The organism is Maricaulis sp. CAU 1757 (assembly GCF_054482675.1).
This window is the reverse complement of sequence record NZ_JBTLRI010000001.1, coordinates 831,417-843,186: the sequence shown is the minus strand read 5'-3', so window position 1 is coordinate 843,186 and position 11,770 is coordinate 831,417. Positions and strand designations below refer to the sequence as shown.

General features: G+C 66.3%; 11 protein-coding genes. 1 reads left to right on the top strand and 10 read right to left on the bottom strand.

Annotated features, from left to right (window positions below):
• Positions 1-20: 20 nt before the first annotated feature.
• A complete protein-coding gene (gene trxA, locus ACXYMR_RS03900) occupies positions 21-341 on the top strand; it encodes a thioredoxin TrxA (RefSeq protein WP_458941446.1) in 321 nt (106 codons plus the stop codon).
• A gap of 75 nt (positions 342-416) precedes the next feature.
• On the opposite strand, the gene ACXYMR_RS03895 is transcribed toward trxA, so the two are convergent.
• The 10 genes from ACXYMR_RS03895 to aroA form a co-directional block, all read right to left on the bottom strand.
• On the bottom strand, positions 417-1,412 hold the full coding sequence (locus tag ACXYMR_RS03895; protein ID WP_458941445.1) for a sensor histidine kinase: 996 nt from the start codon (positions 1,410-1,412) through the stop codon (positions 417-419).
• A gap of 147 nt (positions 1,413-1,559) precedes the next feature.
• On the bottom strand, positions 1,560-2,906 hold the full coding sequence (locus ACXYMR_RS03890; RefSeq protein WP_458941444.1) for a bifunctional folylpolyglutamate synthase/dihydrofolate synthase: 1,347 nt from the start codon (positions 2,904-2,906) through the stop codon (positions 1,560-1,562).
• Positions 2,878-3,789 carry an acetyl-CoA carboxylase, carboxyltransferase subunit beta gene (gene accD / locus ACXYMR_RS03885; RefSeq protein ID WP_458941443.1) on the bottom strand — a complete coding sequence of 304 codons (912 nt, stop codon included), beginning with the start codon at positions 3,787-3,789 and terminating at the stop codon, positions 2,878-2,880. The genes ACXYMR_RS03890 and accD overlap by 29 nt, the downstream gene beginning before the upstream one ends.
• 22 nt (positions 3,790-3,811) lie before the next feature.
• Positions 3,812-4,609, bottom strand: coding sequence for a tryptophan synthase subunit alpha (trpA, locus tag ACXYMR_RS03880; protein WP_458941441.1), 798 nt, complete (start codon positions 4,607-4,609; stop codon positions 3,812-3,814).
• Positions 4,610-5,842, bottom strand: coding sequence for a tryptophan synthase subunit beta (gene trpB, locus ACXYMR_RS03875; protein WP_458941440.1), 1,233 nt, complete (start codon positions 5,840-5,842; stop codon positions 4,610-4,612). It lies immediately after the preceding gene.
• Positions 5,839-6,495 (bottom strand): phosphoribosylanthranilate isomerase, encoded by a 657-nt coding sequence (locus ACXYMR_RS03870; RefSeq protein WP_458941439.1) that lies wholly within the window; start codon positions 6,493-6,495, stop codon positions 5,839-5,841. The genes trpB and ACXYMR_RS03870 overlap by 4 nt, the downstream gene beginning before the upstream one ends.
• Positions 6,496-7,415: 920 nt before the next feature.
• Complete coding sequence (locus ACXYMR_RS03865; RefSeq protein WP_458941438.1) at positions 7,416-7,721, bottom strand: integration host factor subunit beta; 306 nt, start codon at positions 7,719-7,721, stop codon at positions 7,416-7,418.
• Between the two features lie 141 nt (positions 7,722-7,862).
• The gene (gene rpsA, locus ACXYMR_RS03860; protein ID WP_458941437.1) at positions 7,863-9,569 is read right to left on the bottom strand and encodes a 30S ribosomal protein S1; all 1,707 of its coding nucleotides are present in this window, start codon (positions 9,567-9,569) and stop codon (positions 7,863-7,865) included.
• A gap of 165 nt (positions 9,570-9,734) precedes the next feature.
• Complete coding sequence (cmk, locus tag ACXYMR_RS03855; RefSeq protein ID WP_458941436.1) at positions 9,735-10,361, bottom strand: (d)CMP kinase; 627 nt, start codon at positions 10,359-10,361, stop codon at positions 9,735-9,737.
• Positions 10,358-11,701: a 3-phosphoshikimate 1-carboxyvinyltransferase gene (gene aroA, locus ACXYMR_RS03850; RefSeq protein WP_458941435.1), complete on the bottom strand. Its 1,344-nt coding sequence runs from the start codon at positions 11,699-11,701 to the stop codon at positions 10,358-10,360. Before aroA ends, cmk begins: the two co-directional genes overlap by 4 nt.
• Between the last annotated feature and the right edge of the window lie 69 nt (positions 11,702-11,770).

Below are 11,770 nucleotides of genomic sequence, written 5' to 3'. Positions count from 1 at the left end.
CCCGAACAATGGAGTGTCCCATGGCGACCAAAGCGGTCAGCGATGAATCCTTCGAGAATGACGTGATCAATGCGGACGGACCGGTCCTGGTCGATTTCTGGGCCGAATGGTGCGGTCCCTGCAAGCAGATCTCCCCGGCCCTCGAGGAAATCGCGCAGGAAATGCAGGGCGAGCTGACGATTGCCAAGGTCAATATCGACGACCATCCCATGACCCCGGGCAAGTACGGCGTGCGCGGCATTCCGACCCTGATGATCTTCAAGGACGGCCAGGTCGTGTCGACCAAGATCGGCGCCATGGCCAAGGGCAAGATCACCGAGTGGGTGAAGGAAACGCTCTAGCGTGTTCCACCCGGCTTCGGCCTGACGAAGAGGGCGCCCCGACGGGCGCCCTTTTTCGTGCCCGCAAGCGGGCGCTCAGTCATTCTCGCCATTATTGGCAAGGGTCAGGGTGCAGACCACGCCCTCGGGCGGGAAGCGGAGCACGGCCTCGCCCTGGCTGCCGCGAAAGGCGGTGCCGAGCAATTGCGAGCCGAAGCCCTTGGTTTTCGGCTCGCTGACCGGCGGGCCGCCGATTTCCTGCCATACCAATTGCAGGCCAGTCTCGAGCTTGGTCACGCTGAGCCGGACCCGGCCGTCCTCATTGGACAGGGCGCCGTACTTGATGGCGTTGGTGGTCAGCTCGTGCAGCGCCAGGGAGAGCATTTCGGAAGCCTTGCCGGACACCGGCAGACCCTCGGCTCCGACAATCTCGATACGCTCGCGCAACCCGCCAAAACTGGCGAAGCGGTCGAGCAGCGCGTCGAGCGGGACGCTCTGGCTGTGCGTGTCCGGGGTCAGCTGGTAGGCGCGGGCGAGCGTGTCGAGGCGGCCCTGCAGGGCCTTCTGGAAGTCCTTGACGGTGTCGACATTGCGCCCGGTCAGGTTGACCAGGCCCTGGATCATGCCGACGACATTGCGCAGGCGGTGATTGAGCTCATTGCTGATCAGGCGCAGGCGCTCCTCGTTTTCCTTGCGCTCTGTGATGTCCATGACATGGCCGACCAGGCGGGTGCCGGTGACATCGCTTCCGGTGAAATGCTGGCCCTCGGCGGCGATCCAGCGCACGGCGCCGTCAGCGCGCCGAATGCGGCATTCGAAGGCCCAGTCCTGGCGCGTCGCCAGGGCCCGCGAATAGAGCGCGTCGACCTGCTCGCGGTCCTCTTCCAGGACATGGCTGAGGAACAGGTCATAAGTCCAGGCCGAGAGCATTTCGGGATAGCCGAAAATGGCGTCGTGGCGGGCATTGCGCCAGGCCTCGCCGGTCTCGGGATCGAGCTCCCACACGCCGACACGCCCGGACGTAAGGACGCGCTCGAAATGGGCGTTATGGGCGTCGCTGTCGGACTGTATCGGCGTCGTGGTATCGGGCATGCGTGACCTGGTGACTTCGTTGCGGCGCGTGATGACCGCAAATAGAGGCACAAATACGGAGCATTCGAGCGTGTACTGGTTTTGCAGTAAGCAGTGATTTTGCCAGTTCCGGGCAATCTTGCAAGCCTGACCGGTCCATGTCGAAGGCTAGCCGGGTGTGCGGTGCGGCGGAGCGTCGCCAAGGGCCAGGGCTTCGCCGGCCAGGTAGAGCGAGCCGCCCACCAGGATGCGCGGTGCCGGGTGCTCGCGCACGGCATTCTTCATGGCGGCGATCAGGCCGGTCTCGGCTTCGGCCTTGAGGCCGGCCGCCTTGCTGGCCGCGACCACCTCGTCGGCCGGCTGGGAGCCGCCGCGCCCGGAGGCGAACTCGACGGCGATCAGGCGCCGGGCCAGGCCGGCAAACTGGCCGCACCAGCCCTTCACGTCCTTGTTGGGCGAGAAGCCGGCGATGATCACCAGCGGACGATCCTCGCGCTCGTCCATGTCGGCCAGCGCGTGCGACAGGGCCATGGCGGCGGCGGTGTTGTGACCGCCATCGAGCCAGAGCTCGGCCCCGGCTTCGCGGGCGATCTCCCCGAGCGGGCCGCGGGTGATGTTCTGCAGGCGGGCCGGCCAGCTGGCATTGGCGATGCCCTTGGCGGCGGCCGCTTCCGGCCAGCCGAGCGCGGCGGCGCAGGCGGCGGCTGTGCCGGCATTGAGGATCTGGTGCGGGCCGAGCAGGGCCGGCGCTGGCAGGTCCCAGAGCCGGCTTTCGTCTTCATAGGTGAGCCGGCCGTGCTGCATCATGGCGTTGTAGTCGGACCCCCAGATCCAGGTCGGGGCGCCGACGCGGGAAGCTTCCGCGCGGATCGCGGCTTCAGCGGCCTGGTCCTGCGGGCCGATCACGGTGGTGACCCCGAACTTGCAGATGCCGGCCTTCTCGCGGGCGATACTGGGAAGGTCGTTGCCGAGGAATTCCTGGTGGTCGAGGCTGACCGGCGTGATCACCGACAGGACCGGCTTGGCCAGGACATTGGTGGCGTCATAGCGGCCGCCCAGACCGACTTCGAGAATGAGGCGGTCGGCCGGGTGCTCGGAGAACAGCAGGAAGGCGGCAGCGGTGGTGATCTCGAAGAATGTGATCGGCTCGCCGAAATTGGCCGCCTCGCAGCGCGCGAAGGCCTCGATCAGGACGCGGTCGTCCACCGGTGTTGAATCGATGAGGATGCGCTCGTTGAAATCCACCAGGTGGGGGGAGGTGTAGATGTGCACCTTCTCGCCATTGGCGCGCGCCATTTCCGCCAGATAGGCGCAGGTCGAGCCCTTGCCGTTGGTGCCGGCGACGTGGATGGTCGGCGGCAATTGTTCCTGCGGGTCGCCGAGCGCCTTGAGAAGGCGCTGGAGACGGCCCAGGGACAGGTCAATTTTCTTCGGATGCAGGCGTGCCAGGCGCGCCAGCGCGTCATCGAGAGCTTGACGGCGCGTGCTAATGGCTGCCCCCCTCCGCCGGCACATGATCGGGCAGCGGCGGCGTGTATGAGGCGATCGAATTGCCCGGTCGTTTCATCATCACTCTCAGGATGCGAGCCAGCGTCGCAGGAATATCGCGCCGATGGACGACCTTGTCGACCATTCCCTTTTCCAGCAGGTATTCGGCGCGCTGGAAGCCTTCCGGAAGCTTCTCGCGGATGGTCTGCTCGATGACGCGCGGACCGGCGAAACCGATCAGGGCGCCGGGCTCGGCGATATGGACGTCGCCGAGCATGGCGTAGGAGGCGGTGACGCCGCCCGTTGTCGGGTCGGTGAGCACAACGATGTAGGGCAGGCCCTCCTCGCGCAGCATGTCGATGGCCAGCGTGGTGCGCGGCATCTGCATCAGCGACAGGGCGCCTTCCTGCATGCGCGCACCGCCGGCCGCGGTGAACACGATGAGCGGCGCCTTGCGGGCAATGGCGGTCTCGGCCGCCTTGATGAAGCTCTCGCCGGCGGCCATGCCGAGCGAGCCGCCCATGAAGGCGAAGTTCTGAACCAGGACAACGCAGTCGACACCGCCGATGGCGCCGTGGGCTATGGCCATGGCGTCGTCACGTCCGGTCTTCTTGCGGGCCGCGGCCAGGCGCGAGGTGTAGGGCTTGTCATCGCGGAACTTGAGCGGATCCTTGGGGACTTCCGGCAGCGCCACTTCGGTGAACTTGTCGTCGAAGGTGAACTGGAAGCGATAGGCCGGCGCGATGCGCATGTGGTGACCCGCCGGGGTCACGAACAGGCCAGCTTCCAGGTCCTTGTGGAAGACCATCTCGCCGGACTTGGGGCATTTGACCCAGAGATTGTCCGGGGTGTCGCGCTTGGAAAAGATTTTCGACATGCCCGGAGGCGTGATCTTCGAAAGCCAGTTCATCGGGGAGTCCTGATTGCTCACTTCATGCCTCCTGGCGCCGCGCGGATCGGACGGCGCTGGACAATGTCTTTACAAGCCCGGCGGCGCCGGAAACACCCCCCTCATGCATCGCGTCGACGATCGCCGAACCGACGACCACGGCGTCGGCATGGCGGGCAATGGCTTCGGCCTGCTCCGGCGATCGTACACCGAATCCGACGGCAACCGGCAGGCCGGAGGCCTTGCGCACCCGGGCCACCGCGTCGGTCACTTCGGTAACGGCCCCGGTGCCGGCGCCGGTGACGCCAGTGGTGGAGACGTAATAGACAAAACCGGAGGTGTTGCGGACCACGGTGGGCAGGCGCCTGTCGTCGGTGGTCGGGGTGGCCAAGCGGATCAGCGCGATGCCCTGGCGCTCGAGCGCGGTGCGCAGCTCGTCATCCTCTTCCGGCGGCACGTCGACACAGATCAGCCCGTCCACACCGGCCTCGCGGGCGGCCTCGGCGAAGGTCTCCCAGCCCATGTGATGGATCGGGTTGGCGTAGCCCATCAGCACGATCGGCGTGGCATCATCGGTTTCGCGCAGCTCCGCGGCCTGGGCCAGCGTGCCCTTCAGCGTCATGCCGGCGGCCAGGGCGCGCAGGGCGCTGGCCTGGATCGAGCCGCCGTCCGCCATCGGATCGGTGAATGGCATGCCGAGCTCGATGATGTCGGCGCCGGCATCGGGCAGTGCCTTGAGCAGGGCCTGGCTGTCGCCGTCACCGGCCATCATGTAGGCGACGAAACCGGCGCGGTTCTCGGAAGCAAGCTGGTCGAAACGGGTGGTCAGGCGGTTGGTCATTTACAGCTCCACACCCAGCATGCGGGCGACCTGGGGGACGTCCTTGTCGCCGCGGCCGCACATGTTCATCAGGATGACGCCGTCGGGGCCGAGCTCCCGTGCCAGGTCGCGGACACGGGCAAGGGCATGGGCCGGCTCGAGGGCGGGGATGATGCCTTCCAGCTTCGAGCAGAGCTGGAACATCTCCATCGCCTCATCATCGGTGGCGGACACGTATTCGGCGCGGCCGGCATCGTGCAGGAAAGCGTGCTCCGGGCCGATGCCGGGATAATCGAGGCCGGCAGAGATCGAGTGGGCGTCGATGATCTGGCCGTCATCATCCTGCAGGAGATAGGTCTTGTTGCCGTGCAGGATGCCCGGCTCTCCGCCCTTGAGGCTGGCGGCATGCTTGCCGCTCTCGATGCCATGGCCGGCAGCCTCGACACCGATCAGGCGCACGCTCTCGTCCTCGATGAAGGGATGGAACAGGCCCATCGCGTTGGATCCACCGCCGATGCAGGCGACGCAGGCATCGGGAAGGCGTCCGGTGCGCTCGAGCATCTGGGCCCGGGCCTCGCGACCGATGATTGACTGGAAGTCGCGGACCATGGCCGGATAGGGGTGCGGGCCGGCGACGGTGCCGATGACGTAAAACGTGTCGGACACATTGGTCACCCAGTCGCGCAGGGCCTCGTTCATCGCATCCTTGAGGGTGCCGGTGCCGGACGTTACGGGCACCACTTCGGCACCCAGCAATTTCATGCGGAAGACGTTGGGAGCCTGGCGCTCGACATCGGTGGCGCCCATGAACACGGTGCAGGGAATGCCGAAGCGGGCGGCCACGGTGGCGGTGGCGACGCCGTGCTGGCCGGCCCCGGTTTCGGCGATGATGCGGGTCTTGCCCATGCGCCGCGCCAAGAGGACCTGACCGAGGCAATTATTGATCTTGTGGCTGCCGGTATGGTTGAGCTCGTCGCGCTTGAACCAGATCCTGGCACCGCCGAATTCCTCGGTCAGGCGTTCGGCGAAATACAGCGCCGAGGGCTTGCCGACATAGTCGCGCAGGAATTCATTCATCTCGGCGATGAAGGCGCTGTCGGACTTGGCCATCTGGTAGGCCTGCTCGAGCTCCAGAATGTTGGGCATCAATGTTTCGGCGACGAAACGACCGCCGAAATCGCCAAAGCGGCCGCGGGAATCCGGCCACTGGGAGAGGGCATTCGGGCGCGGGTCTGTGGTCGCGGTCGTGCTCATGAAATCTCTCCCGTTCGGGTCGGTCGCGCCAGGGCGGCGGCGAATTCGGCGATACGCTCGGCGTCCTTGACGCCGGGCGCGCTTTCAATGCCGGAGGAAACATCGACGGCGTGTGCGCCGGACGCCTCCACGGCCTGGCGGACATTGCTGGCATCGAGCCCGCCGGACAAGAGCCAGGGTGTGCGCAGCTGCAATTGTTTCAGCAGGGCATAGTCATAGCCGTGACCGAGGCCGCCCGGGCGCTCGGCGCCGGCCGGCGGTTTGGCGTCGAAGAGCAGCATGTCGGCAACGCCGTCATAGGCTTTCGCGGCGTCGAGGTCGGCGGCCTCGGCGACGGGGAGGGCCTTGATCACGCCGCGGCGGGCATAGGGGCGGGTCTGAATGACACGCTGCGGGCTTTCCGAGCCGTGCAGCTGGATCCAGTCGGGGCGAAGGCCGTCGCGGATGCGGGCCAGCAGGTCATCGTCCGGATCCACGGTGACGGCGACGGTCTCGCTGGTCCGCGCCAGGTGGGCCAGCTCGCCGGCCAGTTGAGGCGAGACGTGCCGGGGGCTCCTCTCGAACAGCACGAAGCCGATCCAGCGGGCCCCGGCGGCTTCGGCAACAGCGATGTCGGAGCCGGTCTTCAGGCCACAGAACTTGATCTCGGTCATGGGCAGGGAGATAGCGCCTGTGCGGCGCGGGGGAAAGCGCGTTCGGGGCGGTTGAGGCAGCTATAGCAGTTACGGGGTGATGCAGGCGCGGGTGCCGGGTTTCCGGGGCGGGATTTGGAGCGGCGTTCCAGAGAGGTTTTGCAAAAACGGGGATAACTTTTTCGATATCCCCGCTCTTTGGAGAATCTTTTGGTTTGTTTTCAGTGAGTTATGATTTTCTTGCGCCGAATAATCCGCCGGGGTCTGTCCGGTGGGAGAATGGGGCATGGTCGGGAAATGGCGGTGTGGAGATGGATGGGGATCGTGGTTTCGGGTGCGGGACGGGCGGGCCGGGTGTGGCGGGCTGGCTAGCTGAGGTCCCCCGGATCCCTGCTGGCGCAGGGACCGTGGGATGACGGTGGATTGGGGGGACGGAGCGGGCACGAGGTGCGGGATGGGGACGTTCGATGCGGCAGGCATCGGGGTGAGGGGTCCCGGACTTTCGCCCCGCCTGCGCGGGGCATGCATCCGGGATGACAATTTTTGAAGTTTGGAGGGACGCGCCAAGGTGCGGAGAGGGGCATTGATCTCTTGTAAGGCAGCGGGCCTCAGAGGGTCAAAGCTGTCAAGGGCCAATAGGGCCGCTACGCGGTTGAAACCCTTGATAGCTTTGACCCTCTGAAGCGGACTCTCGGCAAGAGATGAATGGGCCGGTACGGGCGCTGGGGGCGCCCCTGTTCCTGAACGCGCGGATGGTTGCCCCGTCCTTGAGGCGGCGCGTCTTGGCGGCCAGGTCGCCTGCTGCGTCAGTCGGCTTTGGTGGGGCAGAGGATTACAGGCAACGGCATTCGCCGGGAAAACGAAGTATGGAGCTTGCCAATGAAAACGGCGCCGCCGGGAGACCGGGGCGCCGCTTCGGGTTTTGGTCCTGACGTCAGGGTTCAGGAAATTTCCGGGTGGGTCTCGCGCGAGGCGTCGACGCGTTCGCGGAGTTCCTTGCCGGTCTTGAAGAAGGGGACGTGCTTTTCCTTGACCGCGACGCTTTCGCCGGTGCGCGGATTGCGGCCGACCCGGGCGGGGCGGCGGCGCACGGAAAAGGCGCCGAAGCCGCGCAACTCGACCCGGTTGCCCTGGGCCAGCGCGTCGGTGACGCCATCGAGAATGGTGTTGACCACGCGCTCGACATCGCGGTGGTACAGGTGGGGGTTGGCTTCCGCCAGCTTGTCGATCAACTCGGATTTGATCATGCTAACCCTCCAGTTTGAATGGCTTTAAACCATACGGCCGCTGGGGCGGGCGTCAATATCTAAAGCCCCGGATGCAAAAATAAAAACGGCCGGAGCGAGGGCTCCGGCCGTTTTCACGTGTATCAGGTGGCGACGAGCAACTTAGCTCTTGTCGTCGTCACCTTCCTTTTCACGCAGGGCCGCGCCCAGGATGTCACCCAGCGACGCGCCGGCGTCGGAGGAACCATACTGCTGGACGGCTTCACGCTCTTCGGAGATCTCCAGGGCCTTGATGGACAGGGAGACACGGCGCGAGGCCTTGTCGATGTTGGTGATGCGGGCATCGACCTTGTCACCGACGGCGAAGCGCTCCGGACGCTGTTCCGCACGATCGCGGGACAGGTCGGACTTGCGGATGAAGGCCTTCATGGCGTGCTCGTCGCCGAAGGACACCTCGATGCCGCCCGAGGTGATCTCGGTCACGGTGCAGGTGACGGTGTCGTTGCGGCTGACACCGGTGGAGTCCATCGGGTCGCCGGCCAGCTGCTTGATGCCGAGGGAGACGCGCTCCTTGTCGACGTCAACGTCCAGCACCTTGGCCTGCACGGTGTCGCCCTTCTTGAACTCCTCGATCGCCTGTTCGCCAGACTTGTCCCAGGAGATGTCGGAGAGGTGAACCATGCCGTCGATTTCGCCCTCGAGACCCACGAACAGACCGAATTCGGTGATGTTCTTGATCTCGCCGGAAATCTCGGTGCCGGCCGGGTGCGTCTCGGCAAACACTTCCCACGGATTGCGCTGGGTCTGCTTGACGCCCAGGGAGATGCGGCGCTTGTCGGCGTCGACATCGAGAACCATGACCTGGACTTCCTGCGAGGTCGACAGGATCTTGCCCGGGTGGACGTTCTTCTTGGTCCAGGACATTTCGGAGACGTGGACGAGGCCTTCAACGCCCTCTTCCAGCTCAACGAAGGCACCGTATTCGGCGATATTGGTGACACGGCCCTCGAAGACGGCGCCAACCGGGTATTTCGCCGCAACGCCTTCCCACGGATCGGACATGAGCTGCTTCATGCCGAGCGAGATGCGCTGGGTTTCCTTGTTGATCTTGATGATCTGGACTTTGACGGTCTGGCCGACCTCGACCACTTCCGACGGATGGCCGACGCGCGACCAGGACATGTCGGTGACGTGCAGCAGGCCGTCAATGCCGCCGAGGTCCACGAACGCACCGTAATCGGTGATGTTCTTGACCACGCCGTCACGGGCTTCGCCCTCGGCCAGCTGGCCGACGAGCTCGGCGCGCTGCTCGGCACGGCTCTCTTCGAGAACGGCACGACGCGACACCACGATGTTGCCGCGCGGGCGGTCCATCTTGAGGATGGCGAACGGCTGTTCCTGGTTCATCAGCGGGCCGACATCGCGGACCGGGCGGATATCGACCTGGGAGCCCGGCAGGAAGGCCGAGGCGCCGCCGAGATCGACGGTGAAGCCGCCCTTGACGCGGCCGACGATGGCGCCGTTGACCGGATCCTTCTTGTCGAAGGACTTCTCGAGGCGATCCCAGCTCTCTTCGCGGCGCGCCTTGTCGCGCGACAGGATGGCATCACCGAGCGCATTCTCGATGCGCTCCAGGTAAACTTCGACTTCATCACCCACGGCCGGCACATCGCCGCCGGGACCGGTGAATTCGCGCTGCGGGATGCGGCCTTCGGTCTTGAGACCAACATCGACCACGACGACATCATTTTCGAGCGCGGTGACGGTACCTTTGATGACCTGACCTTCGGCGAGATCACGACCAGCCAGGCTGGCCTCGAGCATCGCGGCAAAATCATCGGTCGACGGGGTGAGAGTTTCTGTAGACATGTTAAAGGGTTGCTCCGGTGCGGCGGGATATCTGAAAGTGCCGCTTGGCCAAGATTGGCCTGTTGGATGTCAAACATATGGACGGGTCATGCCGGGGAGGCGCGATTGAAACCGCGCTAAGCCCTTGATCACACGTCCGGCTTTGTCGCCTTTGCCTCGGAAGTGTCACGCCTTTTGGCGGTTTTCCACAATGCGCACGGCTTCGGCGATGGCCGCGTCTATACTCAAGGATGAGGTGTCTAGCAAGGTGGCGTCGCCGGCCGGACGCATGGGGGCGTCCTCGCGCTCGGCATCGCGGGCGTCGCGTTCGTGGGTCTGGGCCAGCATGTCGTCGAACGTGATGCCCTGTCCGGCCGCGTGCAGTTCCAGCCAGCGCCGCCGGGCCCGGGTCTCGGCATCGGCGGTAACGAAGATCTTCACGTCCGCGTCCGGACAGATCACGGTGCCGATGTCGCGGCCGTCGAGAATGGCGCCGCCGGGCTGGAAGGCGAAGTCCCGCTGCACCTCGTAGAGGGCCGCGCGCACGGCCGGCAGGGCGGCGACGCGCGAGGCCATGGCGCCGGCTTCCGCGGTGCGGATGCGGGTCTCGTCAATGCCGGCCAGGTCGAGGCGACGGGCGATGCGGGCGCAGGCGGGCTCGTCGGCCGGATCGATGCCGGCATCCATGACGGCCAGGCCGGTGGCCCGGTACAGGGTCCCGGTATCGAGGTAGGGCAGGCCGAAATGTTTCGCCAGGGCGCGGGCAATGGTGCCTTTGCCGGAGGCCAGGGGGCCGTCGACAGCGATGATCATGAGACGGGCTCCAGGCGGGCGCCGAGCCCGGTCATGTCGGCCAGGAAGCCGGGATAGGACGTGGCGATCATGGCGCCGTCATCAATCTCGACGGGCTGCTGCGAGGCCAGGCCGAGCACCAGGGCGCTCATGGCCAGGCGGTGGTCGTGCCGGGTTTCGACGCGGCCGCCGCCAGGCACGCCCGTCGGGCCGCAGCCGTGAATGGTCAGGCTGTCCTCGCCCGTCTCGACGCGCACGCCATTGGCGGCCAGCAGGTCGGCGGTGCCGGTCAGGCGGTCGCTTTCCTTGGCCTTGAGCTCGGCCAGCCCGGCCAGGTGCGTGGTGCCGTTGGCAAAGGCTGCGGCGACGGCGAGCACGGGATACTCGTCGATCATCGAGGCCGCGCGCTCGGCGGGCACGTCGATGGCGGTGAGCGGGCCGGCGGTGATGTCGAGATCGAGCGTGGCCTCGCCGGCCATGCGCGGCCCCGGGCGGGCCTCGATGCGGGCCCCCATTTCGCGCAGCGTGGTCAGCAGGCCGGTGCGGGCCGGATTGTCCATCATGCCGGTCAGGCTGACCCGCGAGCCCGGGCAGACCAGCGTGGCGACAATGGCAAAGGCGGCGGAGGACGGGTCGCCCGGCACCGCGATGTCGCAGGCGCTGAGCTGTAGCGGGCCATCCAGGGAGGCGGTGAGGCTGGTGCCGGAGCGCTCGACCTGGAGCGGGGCGCCGAACAGGGCCAGCATGGTCTCGGTATGGTCGCGGGTGGCGATCGGCTCGTGGATGCGCGTCGTGCCGACCGCGCCGAGGCCGGCCAGCAGAAGCGCCGACTTGACCTGGGCGGAGGCCACCGGCGGGGTGTAGTCGATGCCGGTCAGGGAGGACGCGGCGAGATCGACCGGCAGACGGCCGTCACAAGTGTCCAGCCGGGCGCCCATGGTGGTGAGCGGGTCGGTGACGCGGCGCATGGGCCGGGCGCTCAGGCTTTCGTCACCGATGAAGCGGGCCGCGATGCCGGCACCCGCGGCGGCGCCCATGACCAGGCGCACGCCAGTGCCGGCATTGCCGAAATCGAGCGGCGCGGACGGGTTCACAAGGGCGCCGCCGGTACCGGTCACGGACCAGGCGCCGGGTCCGGTGCGCTCGATACGGGCGCCGAGGGCGGCCATGGCGGCACCTGTGCGTTTGACATCCTCGCCTTCCAGCAGTCCAGTGATCCGCGACGTGCCGCGTGCCAGACCTGCGAGAATGAAGGCGCGGTGCGAGACCGATTTGTCACCGGGCGCAGCAAGGCGACCGGACAGCGCCGCGCCGGGACGGGCCCGCAGGGGCCCTGACGGGCTGGAAGGAGTCTCGATCATGAACGGATTGGCAAGGTTTGGGGTGACATGACGGCGATCAGGTTTTGACAGAGCGCGTTGATCGTGGCA